We start from the raw sequence: 17314 nt of genomic DNA, 5'->3' as shown, positions 1-17314 counted from the left end.
CTGTCCATGAAGAAATCCTGCAAGCCCTCTTTGCCGATCATCGCTGCGAGCCTGACCTTGAGTCTGGTTGCAGGCGTCAGCCTGCCTGTTCAGGCGCAGACCCTGAAGAAACCCGCGCTGGACGCATTGATTGCATCGTCCGCCAAAACCCCTTCCACTTCCTTCAAGGCCTTTGCGCAACAGGCTGCCAGGGCAGAGCCGGGTGTGGCAACAGCGGTGCAGCACTACATGCTCGGTCAGTCTCTGTCGGACGGCGAGCTGGCGGATATCGCCCGATTGCTGGGGGTGTACAACCGTGTGACACAAGAGGCGGCGGTGCTGGAGAGCCTGCAGCGCATGGTGGCGCTGCCCACGGTGCGCGATCCCAAGGTGCCTGCGCATGAGAGTGCGGCCATCCTGGACTTCGGCAAGCTCGTTGCATCTATGGCCACCAAATTCGGATTGCGCTTTCGCAATGTGGATAACCGCATCTTTGAAGTGACGCTGCCAGCCAATGTGGCGAGCCGTGCCGGCGAGGCAACCGATTTCGGCATTCTGACCCATGCCGATGTGGTGCCGGTGGTGCCTGCCGAGTGGGTGCTGGACGGCAAGCAGATCAACCCTTTCCAGGTCACCCGCGTGGGCGACCGGCTTTATGGGCGCGGCACGATTGACGACAAGGGCTCCATCGCCACCGTGCTGTATGCGATGAAGGCCGTCAAGGACAGCGGTCTGCCGCTGTCGCGCGGCATTCGCCTGATGATCGAGACCACCGAGGAAACCGGCGGCGATGCCATGAAGTACTACCAGAGCAAGACCGCGCTGCCCGAGTACAACATCGTGCTGGACAGCAAGTACCCGGCCGTGGTCGCTGAAAAGGGTACAGGCGCGCTCAAGGCCTTGTTTGCGGAGGTGGCCGTGGATGCCGCCAGGCCTTCCATCACGGCCATGAGCGGCGCGGCCTCGGCCAACTCCATTGCGCAGACGGCCTCCGCTACCATCTCCGCCACCGATGCGGCCGCACTGGAGCGGATTGCGCAGCGGCTGTCTCAGGAAAAGGACGAGTTTGTGCATCGGCATGAGGCGCAGGGCAAGTTCGCCATCGACGTGCAGCGCGCAGAGGGTCAGGTCACGGTCAAGGTCACTGGAGCGTCGGCCCACGGCTCTCGTCCTGAAGAAGGGGTCAATCCCGTGCCGCGCCTGGCGCTGTTTCTGCAGCAGAGCCTGATGCGGGAGCAGGGCGCTGCGCTGCTGCAGCCCAATCAGTACAGCCAGGCCGTACGCTATATCAATGGAGTGTTCGGCCTGGACTATCTGGGCCGGCAGTTGGGCATTGCCTATGCCGATGATTTCATGGGGCCGCTCACGCTGTCGCCCAACCTCATCAAGTCTGCTGACGGCAAGCTGGAGGTGACAGCCAATGCGCGCATGCCGCGGGGCAAGACGCCCGAGCAGCTGCGCGCCGAGGTGGAGCAGGGCATTGCCCGCTGGAGCGATGCGGCCAAGGTTCCTGTGACCGTGCAGTACACCCAGGGCAACTGGATGGCCCGCGATCCCAAGGGCGCGTGGCTGAGCACCCTGCTCAATATCTTTGGCGACACCACGGGGCTGGACGCCAGGCCCGTGCCGACCGCAGGCAGCACCACGGCCAAGCTCATGCCCAACGCCATCAACTTTGGCCCGGCCATGCCCGGCAAGAAGTACACGGCCCACAATGCGCTGGAGTATCAGGAGTTGCCGGATCTGCGCACGGACATGCAGATGTTCACCGAGATGCTGGTGCGCATCGGCAATCTGCAGCAGATGCAGTGACGGCAGCCCCGCTGGCGGGGCTGGCTTACGGTTACTGCATCACGTTCATGACGGCCAGCGTCATGGTTTCCACACCGGTCTTGAACGTGGGTTCGGGCTCGGGAGCGAAGAAGGGCGAGTGATTGAAGGGCAGCGGCTTGCCGCCGGGCTGGCTGGCCTGCGCCACCTTCTGGGGATCGGACACGCCCAGGATGTAGAACATGGACGGCACGCCCTGGTTGATGAAGTCCGAGAAGTCCTCGCTGGCCGTGGCCGGAGGGATGGGCAGCACGTTCTTGTCGCCCAGCGCAGCCTTGAACAGCCTGACCGTGCGATTGACCAGCGCCGCGTCATTGACCACGGCGTCCGAACCCTTGGTCAGCTTGATCTCGGGGGCCGGTGCACCGGACATGGCGGCCTGCGCCTTGGCGCTGCGCTCTATGCCGTCATGCAGCTTGCTGCGCACCTCGCTCTTGTAGCTGCGGATCGTGCCCAGCAGCCGTGCCTGATCGGGAATGATGTTGCCTGCGCTGCCCGCATTGAAGGCGCCCACGGTGACCACGCCGAACTCCATGGGATCTTTCTCGCGGCTGACCACGCCTTGCACATCCACCACGAAGCGCGAGGCCATGAGCACGGGGTCTATGCCTTTGTCAGGCATGGAGCCATGGCTGCCACGGCCGTGAAACGTGATGTCCAGCGAGTCCGAATTGGAAGTCGCCGCCCCGGCCACATAGCCTACCGTGCCATAAGGAATGGAGCCGGTGTGCAGCGCAAAGGCGTAGTCGGGCTTGCCGAACTTCTGGAACAGGCCGTCGGCCAGCATGGCCTTGGCACCGGTCACGGTTTCCTCGGAGGGCTGGGCCACGAACATCAGCGTGCCCTTCCATTGCTTCTTCAGGCCCAGCAGTGCCTGGGCCGTGCCCAGCCAGCTGGTCATGTGCATATCGTGACCGCAGCTATGGGCGACAAAGCTCTCCTTGCCGTTGTACTGGGCCTTGGCCTTGCTCGCATAGGGCAGGCCGGTTTTTTCCTCCATGGGCAGTGCGTCCAGCTCGGTGCGCACCATGACGGTGGGGCCCGCGCCATTGCGATAGATGGCGACCAGACCGGTCTTGCCAATGCCCTCGGTGACTTCAAAGCCCAGCTTGCGCATCTCGGCCGCCAGCTTGGCGGCGGTGCGCGTTTCCTGAAAACCCAGCTCGGGGTTGGCATGCAGGTCTTCGTAGATGCCGCGCATCTGCGGATACATCTGGGCGATCAGCTGCTGCAGCTGGGGCTTGAGCGGTTGGGGATCCAGCTCCGCGGCCTGGGCCGAGCCCAGAGTGAAGGCCAGCGTGGCGACGGCGCAGAACTTGCGGGTAAGGCTAGGGTGCATGTGAGGGTCTGTGGTTGGCTTCAAACAGAGGCGGCCATTGAAGACCGCGCTTTCAGACTAGGAGCATGGCCGGCCCGGATTGAAGAGGGGCAACCCGCAAATGGCACCGTGAATAGCGATGGCACAAGGCTTTTCCTGCGCAGGCCCGGGATAATCCGCTTCCATGAATACCTCCACCAGCGCCGCCCAGGCCTCTGATTCCACCGCTTTCTCGGCGCTGCCCCTGTCCCCAGAAATGCTGGCCAACCTCCAGCAGCTCGGCTATGCGCAGATGACGCCCATCCAGGCCGCCAGCCTGCCGCTGACTCTGCAGGGCAAGGACCTGATCGCCCAAGCCAGCACCGGCAGCGGCAAGACGGCTGCCTTCGGCCTGCCCATGGTCGACCGCCTGAACCCGCGTTGGTTTGCCGTCCAGGCCCTGGTGCTGTGCCCCACGCGCGAGCTGGCCGATCAGGTCGCCACCGAGATCCGCCGCCTGGCGCGCGCGCAGGACAATATCAAGGTCGTCACCGTCTATGGTGGCGTGCCCTCGCGCAACCAGATCGCCTCGCTGGAAAACGGCGCGCACATCGTCGTCGGCACACCCGGGCGCGTGATGGATCTGATGGAGCGCGGCAAGCTCGACATCGGCAACCTCAAGACCCTGGTGCTGGACGAGGCCGATCGCATGCTGGACATGGGCTTTCTCGGCGATATCGAAACCGTGGTGCGCCAATGCCCGGCGGATCGCCAGACCCTGCTGTTCTCGGCCACCTACCCCGAGGGTATTGCTTCGCTGGCCCAGCGCTTCATGCGCGACCCCCAGACCGTGAAGGTGGCTGCGCAACATAGCTCCAACAAGATCGAGCAGCGCTGGTACGAAGTCGGTGCCCGCGAAAAAGTGGCCACCGTGTCCAAGCTGCTGGCCCATTTCCGCCCCGAATCGACGATTGCTTTCTGCAATACCAAGCAGCAATGCCGTGACGTGGTCAATGCGCTGCAAGCCGAAGGTTTCAGTGCGCTGGCGCTGTTTGGCGAGCTGGAGCAACGCGAGCGAGACGAAGTGCTGGTGCAGTTTGCCAACAAGAGCTGCAGCGTGCTGGTGGCGACCGATGTGGCGGCACGCGGCCTGGACATCGCCGATCTGTCGGCCGTCATCAATGTGGACGTGACGCCGGATTCCGAAGTGCATATCCACCGCATCGGCCGCACCGGCCGCGGCGATGCCGAAGGTCTGGCGCTGAATCTGGTGTCCATGGACGAGATGGGCAGCGTGGGCAAGATCGAGCAACTACAAGGCCGCGCCTCGCAATTCTTCCCCGTGGACGAGCTCACGCCCGCGGCCGGTGGCGAGCTGCTGCCGCCCATGATGACCATCCAGATCATTGGCGGGCGCAAGGAAAAGATCCGCGCCGGCGACGTGATGGGCGCCATGTGCGCCGACTTCGGCTACAGCCGCGAGCAGATCGGCAAGATCAGCGTCAACGACTTTTCCACCTATGTGGCGGTGGATCGCAAGATCGCCTCGGCCGCCTGCGCCAGGCTCAATGGCGGCAAGGTCAAGGGCAAGACGGTCAAAGCCCGTCTTCTCTAAAAACAAGCCGAATAAGCCTGTAGCGCTTATCTAGAAAGCGCAGATTGCTCACAAAAAAGCCTTCTCGGTCTGAGAAGGCTTTTTGCTTTGGGGCTGTGCTCAGCCCTTGGCGAAGAACAAGCCCGCCATCACCAGCCCCGTAGCCACAATGCCCCAGCGCAAAATAGGTGCGGGAATCTTGCGTGCCAAGCGTGCGCCGCCGTAGCCGCCTGCGGTGGCGGCGATCATCATCAGCAGGGCCAGCTTCCATTGCACAATGCCGCCGACTGCATAGATGGCCACGGCAATCGCAGTCAGCAGGGCAGAAACCAGATTCTTCATGCCGTTCATGGCGTTGAGCTGGGTCTGGCCCAGCAGGCCGAACAAGGCCAGCAGCAAAATACCCAGGCCTCCGTTGAAATAGCCGCCATAAACAGCCACGACCAGCATGCCGGCGGCGGCTTTGGTGGCGCCGGGTGCGTGGTGGAGGGCGTTCTTGCCTGCGGCCCAGGCGCGCAGCTGTGGGCCGAAGGCGAACATGGCGGTGGCGGCCAGCAGCAGCCAGGGCACGACTTTGCGGAAAGTGGTGTCGGGCGTGACCAGCAGCAGCGCCGCACCGGCAGAGCCACCAATCAGCGACAGCATGATCACCTGCTTCATCGACAGACCGGGCGGCGATTGCATATCGTCCTTGAAAGCCCAGGCACCTGCCATATAGCCGGGCAGCAGAGCGACGGTGCCGGTGGCGTTGGCCACCACAGGCGGCACGCCGGTAAAGACCAGCGCCGGCAAGGTCAGAAAGCTGCCGCCGCCGGCGACCGCGTTGAGCGCGCCGGCCGTGAAAGCTGCGGCCAGCAAAAGGGCGAGGTGGCCCAGGTTCTCCATGTCTTGTCTCCCGTCATTGATGGCAAAGTGCCTTGTTGTGTGTGCGGATGGCAGGGCGTGATCTTATGGACTTTGCTCAGGCCGCCTGTCATCTCAGCTCGTTATTGATTTATCGATATTAAAAAATGAAAAAACAGTATTTTGAGGAATAAGTGATTGTTTTGACAATCAACTCCTTAGTTAAGGAGTTTTGCCGTGAATCTGCCCCATCTCTTCTCTCGCACCGCTTGGGCCTTGTTGGCTGCAATCTGTGTGCAGGGCGCAGCCATGGCCCAGCAGCCGGACTTCCCGGCGCGCTCCGTCAAGCTGGTGGTGGCCAACGGTCCGGGCAGCGCTCCGGATCTGCTGGCCCGTCAGGTGGGTCAACTGGTGGGCAGGGACTGGAAGCAGGCCATCGTGGTGGAAAACAAGGGCGCGGCCGGTGGTGTCTCGGCCGTGGATTCCGTGGTCAAGGCCCAGCCCGATGGCTATACCTTGCTGGTGGGCGGCGACAGCGCCATCACCATCATGCCCAACGTGCAGCGCAATCTTCCCTATGACGTCAAGAACGACCTGGTGCCGGTGACCAAGCTGGGCCAGTCCGACTTTGTGCTGGTGGCCAATCCCAGGAAGGGCTTCAAGACCTTGCAGGACTTTGTGGCCTACGCCAAATCGCACCCGGGCAAGATCAACTACGCCTCCTCGGGCACGGGCGGTGCCCAGCATCTGGCCATGGAGCAGTTCAAGCAGCGCGCAGGCTTTTTCGCCACGCATATTCCCTATCGCGGCGGTCCTCAGGGTCTGCAGGATGTGCTGGCCGGCCAGGTCGATGTGATGCTGATTGCGATCGCTCCGGCGCTCACCCAGATCCAGAGCGGCAAGCTCACGGCACTGGCCGTGTCCGGCCTGCAGCGTCACGCCCTGCTGCCCCAGGTGCAGACCCTGGCCGAGAGCTACAAGGGCTTTGAGGCCGGCGCCTGGTTCGGCCTGTTCGCACCCAGGGGCACGCCGGCTGCCGTGGTTCAGGCCATCGCCCAGGACACCGACAAGGCGCTCAAGGACCCCGAGCTGCGCAAGAGCCTGCTGCAGCAGGGCATCACTCCCGTGGGCGAGGGCCAGCAGGTGTTTGCCAGACAGATCAAGACCGAAGACGTGCGCGTGGCCCAGCTGGTGCGCAGCATCGGTCTGAGCGTGGAGTAGGCGAGACCGGGGTTGCTCCTATAAAAAGAGCTGCTTGCGCATGACTATATTGAATTTCAACGCTAAATACCTTTGAAATTCATGCTCGAAAAGCGAAGGCAGCTCTACTTTCAGGAGTGATCGGCATGTGTGCCGCTGCCTGTACGCTATTTGGCGTAGGGGTCCTCGTAACCCATCTCCTTCATGATGTCGGTCTCGTAGGCCTCCATCTCCTCGGCGTCTTCCTCGCTGGTCTCATGGTCCCAGCCCTGGGCATGGAGCGTGCCATGCACCAGCAGATGGGCGTAATGCTCTTCCAGCGTCTTGTTCTGCTCCTGGGCCTCGCGCTCCACCACGGGGGCGCAGAGCACCAGATCGGCCATCACGGTAGGCTCCTGCTGATAGTCGAAGGTCAGCACATTGGTCGCGTAGTCCTTCTGGCGGTACTCGCGGTTGAGCTTGCGGCCTTCCTCGGCATCGACGATGCGCACCGTGATCTCGGCATCCACGGCCAGCGCATGGCGGATCCAGCGCGTGACGCGGCTGCGGCTCAGCAGTTCGCGGTGGGCGGCGGCCTCGGTGCTGGGGCCGAATTGCAGCGATAGTTGCAGTTGATTCAAGGTCATTTTGGCTTTTAGCCCTTATGAAACAAGCGCTAGTAGCTATGGGTTCTGATAGCAACTTACGCAAACAAGAATGCCACAACGGCCTGCCTCTTGCGGCAGCCGCCTTGCCTGCACCCGTTTTGCGCAAGTCGTGTTGATTTAAAGCTCGTCGGCCGTGGGCAGCGAGCGGGTCGTGCGCGGGCTGCTGGCGCGTTGCTTGGGCGCCAAAGTGCCTTCGGACACGCGCCCGCGTGCATCGTAGGCGTCCACGATGCGGGCCACCAGCGGGTGGCGCACCACATCGACGCTGGTGAAGTGGTTGATGGAGATGCCCTTGACGCGCCTGAGCACGCGCTCGGCATCGACAAGTCCGCTAGGCGCTCCCTTGGGCAGGTCGACCTGGCTGACGTCGCCCGTGACCACGGCCTTGGCGCCAAAGCCGATGCGGGTCAGAAACATCTTCATCTGCTCGGGCGTGGTGTTCTGCGCCTCGTCCAGGATCACGAAGGCGTTGTTCAATGTGCGTCCGCGCATGAAGGCCAGCGGCGCGATCTCCAGCGCATTGCGCTCGAAGGCCTTTTGCACCTTCTCGTAGCCCATCAGATCGTAGAGCGCGTCGTACAGCGGGCGCAGGTAGGGGTCCACCTTCTGAGTCAGGTCGCCGGGCAAAAAGCCCAGGCGTTCGCCGGCTTCCACGGCGGGCCGGGTCAGCACGATGCGCTGCACGGCGCTGCGCTCCAGCGCATCCACGGCGCAGGCCACGGCCAGATAGGTCTTGCCCGTGCCGGCCGGGCCGATGCCGAAGCTGATGTCGTGACTGGCGATGTTTTCCAGATACAGCGCCTGGTTGGGCGTGCGGGCACGCAGATCGGCGCGGCGCGTGGTCAGCTGCGGTGCCGTCAGATTGGCTTCCAGCATCTCGACATCGCCGGCCAGCATGAGCTGAAGCGTATCCTCGGCAATCACGTAGTCGGCGATCTCATAGAGAGCCTGAAGCAGCTCCAGCGCTTCATTGGCCTTGGCCTTGGGGCCGTCGATCTTGAACTGCTCGTGACGGTGAGCGATCTTGACGCCCAGCGCGACTTCGATGGTGCGCAGATGCGCATCCGCCGGGCCGCAGAGATGGGTCAGGCGCGTATTGTTATGGGGAGTGAAGGTATGGCGCAGGATCACGCGGATAATTTCTCAAAAGAATCGCCGCACGGTGCGGCAAAGGATTTCAATGATAGGCAAATTGACTGGAACGCTGCTGGAAAAAAACCCGCCCGAAGTCCTGGTGGACTGCGCTGGCGTGGGCTATGAGGTGCAGGTGCCCATGAGCACCTTCTACAACTTGCCCGCCAACGGCGCCAAGGTGGCCCTGCTGACCCATTTTGTGGTGCGGGAAGATGCCCAGTTGCTGTTTGGCTTCGCAACGGCCCGCGAGCGTCAGACTTTCCGCGAACTCATCAAGATCACCGGCATAGGGCCGCGCATGGCATTGGCCGTGCTTAGCGGCATGACCATCGATGATCTCGCGGACGCGGTATCGCAGCAGCAAGCAGGGCGATTGGTCAAGGTGCCCGGCATCGGCAAGAAAACCGCCGAGCGTCTGCTGCTGGAGCTCAAGGGCAAGATCGGCGCGGATACCGGTGCTCAGTCGCTGTTTGCCAATAACAACGAGCAAAACGATATCCAGCAGGCACTGATGGCGTTGGGCTATTCCGACAAGGAAGCCTCGGCCGCCCTCAAGAAACTCCCACCGGATGTAGGGGTGAGCGAGGGCATTAAGCTCGCGCTCAAGGCTTTGACCAAATAACTTCGCTGGCCTTGTGCCAGTCCGATCGTGAACTGCAGGAGAGCACGATATGCATGGGTGGAAACAGGGCAGACGCATTCCCTTCCGGTGCGCAAGCCTGGTGCTGGTGCTGGTGGTGCTGACGGCTTGCGGCGGCGGCGGCGGGGGAGGCAGTGTTCCGGACCCTGGTCCCGGCACTGGCGCAGGGGGCGCAGGAGGCAATGGTGCGATCATTGGCGGCTCGCCAGAGATCAGTCCCCCTTCGGGGCCGCCCACGGCCAATGTGCTGGATTCACTGGTCGTGCCTGCTGCCCAGGCTGCGGCGGCGACCAGAAGCGTGGCGGTGGCATCCGTGGCGGTGCGGCCCAAGGCCGTCAGCCTGGCATTGCCGCAGTGGAGCGACGCACCTTCGCCGGTCATGCCCATGCCCGGCCTGCCCATGCAGATCGGGGCGCCGCGCGAGCTGTCTTCGCTGCAGTCCGCAGGCGATATGGCGCGCACACTGAACTGGTCCCAGACCCCGGAGGGCGCTCAGGTGGCGGCGATCAGCATCACCTCGGCCGGCGCCCATGGCCTGCGGCTGGGCCTGGTGGTCGAAGCCATGCCCGATGCCGCCGAACTCAGGCTGTACCGCAAGGATCGCAGCAAGACCGGGTTCGTGACCACGGGCCAGGCCATCAACGAGGCCATTGCGCGCAACCGCCGCGTCGACGGCGACACCCGGGCGGCCGGCATCTGGTGGACCCCCGATCTGGGAGCCGATGAGGTCACGCTGGAGATTGCACTGCCTGCGGGATTGCCGACGTCGCAGCTGCGCATTGCCATTCCCACGCTCACCCATGCCTATGTCAACCTGGCCCTGCCCACGGAGCTGGAGCTGCGCGATAGCCTCGTGCCCAGAAATGTGGGCGATGCCGCGGGTTGCGAGCTCGATGCCAGCTGCGCCGATCAGTACGCCATCGAGCGCAATGCCGTGGCGCGCATGACCTATGTGGGCTCCGACAACCGCTACTACTACTGCACGGGCTCCTTGCTGAACAACACGCGGCGCGATTTAACGCCGTATTTCCTGTCGGCCAATCACTGCATCTCGACCCAGGCATCGGCCACCTCGCTGCGCACGGACTGGTTCTTCCGCTCGGCCAGCTGCAACAGCTTCGAGCCCAGTGCCCAGACCACGGCGCTGCAGCGCGGTGCCACCTTGCTGTATGCGACGGCGGCGCACGATGCCACGCTGATGCGGCTCAATGACGCAGCGCCCGCCGGTGCGACGCTGGCCGGCTGGGATGCGAGAGGAACGGCCGTGACGGGGACGGCCATCTACGGCCTGCATCACCCGCAGGGCGATTTACTCAAATACAGCGAAGGCCAGGTGCAGAGCTACCGAAACTGCAGCTTGAGCGCCGGTAGCATCACCTGCGACCCAGGCAATGCCCAGAGCGATTTCGTGAACGTCGGCTGGAGCAAGGGCGTGACCGAAGGCGGCAGCAGCGGCTCGGCCATGTTTGCGGGCGGACGCGTCGTGGGCACGTTGTCCGGCGGCAGCAGCTCGTGCACGGTCAGCGGCGGCTCCGACGTCTACAGCCGCTTCGACCGGACCTTCAGCAGCCAGATCGGGAACTGGCTGGCGCAGTGATGGAGGGCCGGGCCAGGCCGGGCAGGGCTATTTCCCCTGCAACTGCCTGACGGCTGCCTTGGTCTGCTCCACATGGGCCAGCGGGTCGCTGCTGACAAGGGCGAACTTCACCTTGCCGTCCTGGCCCACCACATAGGAGATGCGGTCGGCCATGGCCGGGTTGGCGGCAGCCCCCGCGTCATAGGCCTTGATGGTGAGGGCCTTAGGGTCCGAGGCCACGGCAAACTGGTCGCGGCAAGCCTCGGTGGAAAAGCGCTTGAGGGTGTCGATATCGTCATGCGACATGCCCACTACCGTGGCCTTCATGGCGGCGAACTGGGGCGTGGCTTCGGCAAAGGCATGGGCTTCCAGCGTGCAGCCCTGGGTGAAGGCCTTGGGGAAGAAATACAGCACCACCGGCCCCTTTTTGAGCGCCTCGGTCATATCGAAGTCAAAGGCCTTGCCGGCCACGGCGGCGGGCGTCTTGAAGCTCGGGGCCGCATCGCCGGGCTTGAGCGCGGCCTGGGCCGAGACGGACAGGCAAAACAGGGCGGCCGTGCAGGCCAGGGTGTGAATACGCATGAAAAAGCTCCTGAGGTCTTTGCCGCCATTGTGCGCAAAGCCCGGGGCCGAGCGTCCAGCCGGCTGTGCTGCAACTGTGGGATTTTGTTTTTCCCTGTATTTTTAATCAGTGCTTCGGCCGTGCTTGGGGCACAATTGCCGCCATGACGATTCATGTGGACGAATTTGCGGCCAGCCCCGCACCTGCACGCAAGGCCAGAAGCACGGCCGCCGACCCCGAGGCGGCAGCGCCGCGCATGGTCTCGGCCGGGCATTCGTCCCAGGGCGAAGAGGCGCTGGAACGCGCTCTGCGCCCCAAGCTGCTCGACGAATATGTGGGCCAGGCCAAGGCGCGCGAGCAGCTCGAGATCTTTATCGGTGCCGCCAAGAAGCGCAGCGAGGCCCTCGATCATGTGCTGCTGTTCGGCCCGCCGGGTCTGGGCAAGACCACACTGAGCCATATCATCGCGGCCGAGCTGGGCGTGAACCTGCGCCAGACCAGCGGCCCGGTGCTGGAAAAACCCAAGGATCTGGCGGCGCTGCTCACCAATCTCGAGCCCAACGATGTGCTGTTCATCGACGAGATTCACCGCCTGAGTCCGGTGGTCGAGGAAATCCTCTATCCGGCGCTGGAGGACTACCAGATCGACATCATGATCGGCGAAGGCCCGGCCGCACGCTCCATCAAGCTTGACCTGCAACCCTTCACGCTGGTGGGCGCAACCACGCGCGCCGGCATGCTCACCAACCCGCTGCGCGATCGCTTCGGCATTGTGGCGCGGCTGGAGTTCTACAGCTCGGAGGAGCTCTCGCGCATCGTCAAGCGCAGCGCAGGCTTGCTCAAGGCACCGATTGACGAGGAAGGCTGCTTCGAGATCGCGCGCCGCTCGCGCGGCACGCCGCGCATTGCCAACCGCCTGCTGCGCCGCGTGCGCGACTATGCCGATGTCAAGGGTGACGGCCGCATCACGCGCGAGATTGCCGACAAGGCGCTGGCCATGCTCGATGTAGACCCTCAGGGCTTTGACATCATGGACCGCAAGCTGCTCGAAGCGGTGGTGCACCGCTTCGATGGCGGCCCGGTCGGCCTCGACAATATCGCCGCGAGCATCGGCGAGGAGTCGGGCACCATCGAGGATGTGATCGAGCCCTATCTGATCCAGCAGGGCTTTTTGCAGCGTACGCCGCGCGGGCGCATGGCCACGCAGGCAGCCTATCGCCATCTGGGCTTGCAGGTTCCCGCAGACGATTCGGCTGCATAAGCAAGGCAACGACGCAAAAAATCGGCACGCCTCAAGTGAGAGGCGGTCGGCAAGGGCCGCTTCGCGGCGGGGCCGCCCAGGTGGGGCCGCCTAGGCGAGGGCGTCGTTCCCTTTGGGGGCGACGTGCAACGGGAAGCCGCGTAGCGGCTCAGGGGGTCAATTATTCTGCGGTCCGGCGCTCCAGAACGCCTGCAGCACGCCCGGCAGTGTTTCGATCTGCGTGACCACCTGGTCCAGCTCCTCGGCATGCACGGCCGTGGCGAAGAGCTCGGCCTCGATTTCGGTGTTGTGCGGCGGGATCTCGTGCTTTTCGACTGCGCGCACCGGGTAGTTGGCCGCCTCCAGCAGCTCCTGCATGCCCTCGCGCACATCGGCCTGGGCCTCCTGGCCGCAGATCACGTAGACATAGTAGGTGGCCTCGCTGGCATGCTCGGCAACAGGGTGGCGGTTGATGTAGTTGACCACGGGGCGCAGCAAGGTGTTGCTGGCCAGCACGAACAAGGTGGCAATGCCGGCTTCGGGCAGCAGACCGGCGCCCGCGCAGGCGCCCACGGCGGCCGAACCCCACAGCGTGGCGGCGGTGTTCAGTCCCGTGATGTTGGCGCCTTCCTTCATGATGGCGCCCGCGCCCAGAAAGCCCACGCCCGAGACTACATAGGAGATGACGCGCGTGGCTCCGTCCGCTCCCGAGACGCGCATGGCCAGGTCGACGAACACGGCCGCGCCCACGGCCACCAGGGTATTGGTGCGCAGGCCCGCCGTGCGCTGGCGTATCTGGCGCTCAAGGCCGATGATGCTGCCGCAGACAAAGGCCACGACAAGGCACAGCACCGTGTTCAGCGTGGCGAGCAGATTGAAGTTCTGTAGGGATTGCATGAAGTTCTGATTGTTATTGCCGATGGATCGGTGTTTGGGTTCATGAAACATGGGGCCCGGGCTGGCGCGCCTGCCCCGCAGGGCAGACGCGAAGCGGCCCGCAGCTCACCAGCCGTACTTGCGGATATAGATGCGCTTGAGCAGCGTCGTCAGCACAGCATAGGCCAGCAATATGACGATGAGCCATGGGAAATAACCGAGCGGCAGGGCTTGCAGCTTGAAATTCTCGGCCAGCGGGCCCATGGGCAGGAAGATGCCTATGGCCATGATGGCCGCTGTGGTGGCCAGCAAGGGCCAGGAGGCACAGCTTTGCACAAAGGCAATCCTGGGCGTGCGGATCATGTGCACGATCAGCGTCTGTGTCAGCAGTCCCACCACGAACCAGCCCGACTGAAACAGGCTTTGCTGTGCGGCCGTGCTGGCATGGAAGACGAACCACATCAGTGCGAAGGTGAGCACGTCGAACAGCGAGCTGATGGGGCCGAAGAAGAGCATGAAGCGACCCAGGTCCTGAGGGTTCCAGCGCAGCGGCCGCGCGACCATTTCCTCGTCCACGTTGTCGAAGGGAATGGCGATCTGCGACAGGTCGTAGAGCAGGTTCTGCATCAGCAGCTGCATGGGCAGCATGGGCAGAAAGGGGATGAAGGCCGAGGCAATCAGCACCGAGAACACGTTGCCGAAGTTGGAGCTGGCCGTCATGCGGATGTACTTGAGCATATTGCTGAAGGTGCGGCGTCCTTCGAGTACGCCCTGCTCCAGCACCATCAGGCTTTTCTCCAGCAGGATGATGTCGGCCGCTTCGCGGGCGATGTCCACGCCGCTGTCGACGCTGATGCCGATATCGGCGGCGCGAAGCGCGGGCGCGTCATTGATGCCGTCGCCCATGAAGCCCGTGACATGGCCGTTGGCGCGCAGCGCACGCACGATGCGTTCCTTGTGCAACGGCGTCAGGCGGGCGAACAGCAGGTGTGACTCCACCGTGCGGCGCAGTTGCTCCTCATCCATGGCTTCGATGTCGTTGCCGACAATCGCCTTGTCCACCTGCAGGCCCACGTCGCGGCAGACCTTGCGTGCCACCAGCTCGTTGTCGCCCGTCAGCACCTTGACCGTCACACCATGCTGCAGCAGCGCCGCAATGGCGGCCTGGGTGGATTCCTTGGGTGGGTCGAGAAAGGCCACATAGCCGATCAGGGTCAGTGCGGACTCGTCGGCGATGCCGTAGGTGTTCTTGTCGGGCGGCACTTCCTTCATGGCCACGGCCACCACGCGCAGCCCCTCGCTGTTGAGGCCTTCGGTGACGGCGCGCACCTGCTCGCGGCGCTCGGGCGTGAGCGGCAGCAGCGTCTCTCCGTCGCGCCCGCTGTCTCGAATATGTGTGCAGACCTGCAGGATTTCATCGACCGCGCCCTTGCAGATCAGCTCATGGTGGTGGTCGCGCTCGGCTACCACCACGGACATGCGCCGGCGCTGGAAGTCGAAGGGGATTTCGTCGACCTTGCGGTAGTCCTCGTTGACATGCAGCCGCGTGTGCAGCTCCACATGCTCGAGCACGGCTCGGTCCAGCAGGTTCTTGAGCCCGGTCTGGTAGTAGCTGTTGAGGTAGGCGAACTGCAGCACCTCGTTACTGGGGCGGCCCTGCACATCGGTGTGGCGCTCCAGCGCGATGCGGTCCTGGGTCAGCGTGCCGGTCTTGTCGGTGCACAGCACGTCCATGGCGCCGAAGTTCTGGATCGCGTCCAGGCGCTTGACCATCACCTTCTGGCGCGACAGCGCCACGGCGCCCTTGGCCAGCGTGGAGGTGACGATCATGGGCAGCATCTCGGGCGTCAGGCCCACGGCCACCGACAGCGCGAACAAAAAGGCCTCGCCCCAGTCGCCCTTGGTGTAGCCGTTGATGAACAGCACCACGGGCACCATCACGGCCGCGAAGCGGATCAGCAGCCAGCTGACGCTGTTCACGCCCTGCTCGAAGGCGGTGGCCGTGCGGTCCTGGTGCGTGATGCGCGCCGCCAGCGTGCCGAAATAGGTCTGGTTGCCCGTGGCGACGACCACGGCCATGGCCGAGCCGGAGACCACATTGGTTCCCATGAAGAGCAGGTTGCCGGCTTCCAGCAACTGGCCTGCCTGCAGCGCAGCGAGGGTGCGCGCATCCTTTTCCACGGGCAGCGATTCGCCGGTCATGGCTGCCTGGCTCACGAACAGGTCCTTGGCGGACAGCAGGCGGCAGTCGGCCGGTATCATGTCGCCGGCCGACAGGGCCACGATGTCTCCGGGCACCAGCTCGCGCATGGGCAGCTCGGACAGCGAGGTGTCATGGCCGCCGCCGCTGTCGCGAAAGTCTGCGGCCGCTGCCTCGGGTCTGCGGCGCACGGTGACGCGGTTGCCGACCAGGGCCTGCAGGCGCGCGGCGGCGCGCCGGGAGCGCCCCTCCTGGACAAAGCGCAGCAGCGTGGACAGCAGCACCATGCTGGCGATGACGATGGTGGCCTTTTCGTCCTCGGTGACATAGGAGACCACGGCCAGCAGCGTCAGCAGCAGGTTGAAGGGGTTGCGGTAGCAATGCCACAGGTGCAGCCATGCGGGCAGCGGCTTTTCATGCGCCACCTCGTTGGGCCCATGGCGCAGCTGGAGCTGCTGGGCCTGCTCGGGGCTCAGGCCCCGGCTCGATGTGTCCAGCTGCTGCAGCAGCGCAGACACGGGGTTGCAGGCGGCGGATTGCAGGGCCTGTACCTGTGCCGGTGGCACGGCGACGACGGTGGAGGGGCCGCCTGCGGGCATCGGCCGACGCCCGAAGAGGCCGGCCAGACGGTGGCTGTGCAAAAAGGCCCGGAACAGGTTCTTGAGGGTTTGCATCACGGCCTCCTGTCAGTGCAGCGTCTTGCCTGAGGTGCCCGATCGCCTCCAGGGCTGCTGCGCCTGGCTGACGCGCAACTGGTTGTCGATGCGGCTGCGCTGCTCGCGGGTCAGCAGCGACAGCGCATCGGCGCGCTGGCGGATGCTGAGATTGGCCATGGCGCCGGCCATGAGGGGCGCGCCATGGCGGTCGACCAGGTGGCGCAGCACCTCGGTGCGGCGCTCTGTCAGTGCCGAGATCACGGCATGGGTCAGGCCATGGTGGCGGGTGGTGTCGTTGAGGCGGGGGGCGGGGCGGCTGCGTTGCAGCACGCGCAGCCAGGAGAGGCGTTGCATGGGCATACTCCTTGGGGTGGCCCGGGAGCTGCCCGCCGCTGCTAGGGCATCAGGCGTCCAGCCCCGGGACGGGGTTCGGGTCCCTGCGCGCGGCCATCAGGGTCACACGCAGGCCAATGGCTTGACAGCGCGCCGCACGGGGCGCGCTGCAAGATCGACTAGGGTCGGGATCCATACGTGTTCCTTGATGAAAAGTGAATGAAATGCGGGCTGAAGCCGGTCTGCGACCAGGCTGCTCAGCGCTCGTTGCGGCTGCTCAGATAGCTGCGGATGCGATGCGTGGGCCAACTGGTCAGTGCATCGAGCGCCAGCGTCTGTTCCAGCGCTTGCGGCAAGGCTGCCGGTGCGGCGGGCGCTGCCTGGCGGGGCATGGCGCGGGCGTGCAGCAGCAGGGGGCGCAGCTGGTGCAGAGAGCGGGTCAGGCGGTTGCTCATAGCGTTCTCCTCATTGGTTGAGGGAGCGGGCCAAGCGGCAGCGCGGCACAAACGTTTTGGCGCGGCCATGAACCGACGGGAAGCCGGAGCGGATGGCTGCGCGAAAACTCAGTGATGAGCAGAGCTTGCGAGCTTGAGGCCACTATCCGTGCTGTGCACGGCAGGCCGCCCCGAACGTCGGGAAGCCAAACAGCAAGTTGCGAGGGGCGCGGGGCAAGGGATGCGGGGCGGTCGATGACGACTCCCGATCCG

General features: G+C 64.3%; 15 protein-coding genes. 6 read left to right on the top strand and 9 right to left on the bottom strand.

Annotated elements, in window-relative coordinates:
- Positions 1-6: 6 nt before the first annotated feature.
- On the top strand, positions 7-1791 hold the full coding sequence (locus tag AC1RTQ_RS03220) for a dipeptidase (protein WP_492874218.1): 1785 nt from the start codon (positions 7-9) through the stop codon (positions 1789-1791).
- Positions 1792-1822: 31 nt separating this feature from the next.
- Here AC1RTQ_RS03220 and AC1RTQ_RS03215 read toward each other — a convergent pair whose 3' ends face one another.
- The gene (locus tag AC1RTQ_RS03215) at positions 1823-3148 is read right to left on the bottom strand and encodes an amidohydrolase (protein ID WP_492874217.1); all 1326 of its coding nucleotides are present in this window, start codon (positions 3146-3148) and stop codon (positions 1823-1825) included.
- A 163-nt stretch (positions 3149-3311) separates the two neighbouring features.
- Between AC1RTQ_RS03215 and dbpA the strand changes: the two genes are divergently transcribed.
- A complete protein-coding gene (gene dbpA / locus AC1RTQ_RS03210; RefSeq protein ID WP_302088904.1) occupies positions 3312-4721 on the top strand; it encodes an ATP-dependent RNA helicase DbpA in 1410 nt (469 codons plus the stop codon).
- 99 nt (positions 4722-4820) lie between these two features.
- On the opposite strand, the gene AC1RTQ_RS03205 is transcribed toward dbpA, so the two are convergent.
- Complete coding sequence (locus AC1RTQ_RS03205) at positions 4821-5585, bottom strand: sulfite exporter TauE/SafE family protein (RefSeq protein WP_492874216.1); 765 nt, start codon at positions 5583-5585, stop codon at positions 4821-4823.
- Positions 5586-5780: 195 nt separating this feature from the next.
- Between AC1RTQ_RS03205 and AC1RTQ_RS03200 the strand changes: the two genes are divergently transcribed.
- Positions 5781-6764, top strand: a complete 984-nt coding sequence (locus tag AC1RTQ_RS03200; RefSeq protein WP_492874215.1) for a Bug family tripartite tricarboxylate transporter substrate binding protein — start codon at positions 5781-5783, stop codon at positions 6762-6764.
- Between the two features lie 146 nt (positions 6765-6910).
- On the opposite strand, the gene ybeY is transcribed toward AC1RTQ_RS03200, so the two are convergent.
- Together ybeY and AC1RTQ_RS03190 are read right to left on the bottom strand one after the other, a co-directional pair.
- A complete protein-coding gene (gene ybeY / locus AC1RTQ_RS03195) occupies positions 6911-7369 on the bottom strand; it encodes an rRNA maturation RNase YbeY (RefSeq protein WP_302088907.1) in 459 nt (152 codons plus the stop codon).
- Between the two features lie 138 nt (positions 7370-7507).
- Entirely contained in the window at positions 7508-8521 is a 1014-nt protein-coding gene (locus AC1RTQ_RS03190; RefSeq protein ID WP_302088908.1) for a PhoH family protein, read from the bottom strand.
- Positions 8522-8570: 49 nt separating this feature from the next.
- On the opposite strand from AC1RTQ_RS03190, the gene ruvA reads away from it, so the two are divergent.
- Both ruvA and AC1RTQ_RS03180 read left to right on the top strand, forming a co-directional pair.
- On the top strand, positions 8571-9146 hold the full coding sequence (ruvA, locus tag AC1RTQ_RS03185) for a Holliday junction branch migration protein RuvA (protein WP_302088909.1): 576 nt from the start codon (positions 8571-8573) through the stop codon (positions 9144-9146).
- Between the two features lie 49 nt (positions 9147-9195).
- Positions 9196-10761, top strand: a complete 1566-nt coding sequence (locus AC1RTQ_RS03180) for a trypsin-like serine peptidase (RefSeq protein WP_492874214.1) — start codon at positions 9196-9198, stop codon at positions 10759-10761.
- Between the two features lie 27 nt (positions 10762-10788).
- On the opposite strand, the gene AC1RTQ_RS03175 is transcribed toward AC1RTQ_RS03180, so the two are convergent.
- A complete protein-coding gene (locus tag AC1RTQ_RS03175) occupies positions 10789-11322 on the bottom strand; it encodes a peroxiredoxin (RefSeq protein ID WP_492874213.1) in 534 nt (177 codons plus the stop codon).
- 143 nt (positions 11323-11465) lie between these two features.
- On the opposite strand from AC1RTQ_RS03175, the gene ruvB reads away from it, so the two are divergent.
- Positions 11466-12563: a Holliday junction branch migration DNA helicase RuvB gene (ruvB, locus tag AC1RTQ_RS03170; RefSeq protein ID WP_492874212.1), complete on the top strand. Its 1098-nt coding sequence runs from the start codon at positions 11466-11468 to the stop codon at positions 12561-12563.
- Positions 12564-12719: 156 nt separating this feature from the next.
- Here ruvB and AC1RTQ_RS03165 read toward each other — a convergent pair whose 3' ends face one another.
- The 4 genes from AC1RTQ_RS03165 to AC1RTQ_RS03150 all read right to left on the bottom strand — a co-directional run bounded on the left by AC1RTQ_RS03165 (position 12720) and on the right by AC1RTQ_RS03150 (position 17062).
- On the bottom strand, positions 12720-13439 hold the full coding sequence (locus AC1RTQ_RS03165) for an MgtC/SapB family protein (protein ID WP_302088913.1): 720 nt from the start codon (positions 13437-13439) through the stop codon (positions 12720-12722).
- 105 nt (positions 13440-13544) lie between these two features.
- Positions 13545-16292: a magnesium-translocating P-type ATPase gene (gene mgtA, locus AC1RTQ_RS03160; RefSeq protein WP_492874211.1), complete on the bottom strand. Its 2748-nt coding sequence runs from the start codon at positions 16290-16292 to the stop codon at positions 13545-13547.
- 12 nt (positions 16293-16304) lie between these two features.
- Positions 16305-16628 (bottom strand): hypothetical protein, encoded by a 324-nt coding sequence (locus AC1RTQ_RS03155; protein ID WP_492874210.1) that lies wholly within the window; start codon positions 16626-16628, stop codon positions 16305-16307.
- A gap of 236 nt (positions 16629-16864) precedes the next feature.
- Entirely contained in the window at positions 16865-17062 is a 198-nt protein-coding gene (locus AC1RTQ_RS03150; protein ID WP_492874209.1) for a hypothetical protein, read from the bottom strand.
- Positions 17063-17314 lie beyond the last annotated feature (252 nt).

Source organism: Comamonas sp. GW821-FHT11H03 (assembly GCF_058807955.1).
This window is presented reverse-complemented; position numbering and strand designations above follow the sequence as displayed.

Bases quoted from the DNA above. Each gene is read 5' to 3' on its own strand.
- ruvA (WP_302088909.1), top strand. From the start codon at position 8,571: ATGATAGGCAAATTGACTGGAACGCTGCTGGAAAAAAACCCGCCCGAA.
- ruvB (WP_492874212.1), top strand. From the start codon at position 11,466: ATGACGATTCATGTGGACGAATTTGCGGCCAGCCCCGCACCTGCACGC.
- ybeY (WP_302088907.1), bottom strand. From the start codon at position 7,369: ATGACCTTGAATCAACTGCAACTATCGCTGCAATTCGGCCCCAGCACC.
- AC1RTQ_RS03175 (WP_492874213.1), bottom strand. From the start codon at position 11,322: ATGCGTATTCACACCCTGGCCTGCACGGCCGCCCTGTTTTGCCTGTCC.
- AC1RTQ_RS03150 (WP_492874209.1), bottom strand. From the start codon at position 17,062: ATGAGCAACCGCCTGACCCGCTCTCTGCACCAGCTGCGCCCCCTGCTG.
- AC1RTQ_RS03165 (WP_302088913.1), bottom strand. From the start codon at position 13,439: ATGCAATCCCTACAGAACTTCAATCTGCTCGCCACGCTGAACACGGTG.
- mgtA (WP_492874211.1), bottom strand. From the start codon at position 16,292: ATGCAAACCCTCAAGAACCTGTTCCGGGCCTTTTTGCACAGCCACCGT.
- AC1RTQ_RS03205 (WP_492874216.1), bottom strand. From the start codon at position 5,585: ATGGAGAACCTGGGCCACCTCGCCCTTTTGCTGGCCGCAGCTTTCACG.
- AC1RTQ_RS03215 (WP_492874217.1), bottom strand. From the start codon at position 3,148: ATGCACCCTAGCCTTACCCGCAAGTTCTGCGCCGTCGCCACGCTGGCC.
- AC1RTQ_RS03220 (WP_492874218.1), top strand. From the start codon at position 7: ATGAAGAAATCCTGCAAGCCCTCTTTGCCGATCATCGCTGCGAGCCTG.
- dbpA (WP_302088904.1), top strand. From the start codon at position 3,312: ATGAATACCTCCACCAGCGCCGCCCAGGCCTCTGATTCCACCGCTTTC.
- AC1RTQ_RS03180 (WP_492874214.1), top strand. From the start codon at position 9,196: ATGCATGGGTGGAAACAGGGCAGACGCATTCCCTTCCGGTGCGCAAGC.
- AC1RTQ_RS03155 (WP_492874210.1), bottom strand. From the start codon at position 16,628: ATGCAACGCCTCTCCTGGCTGCGCGTGCTGCAACGCAGCCGCCCCGCC.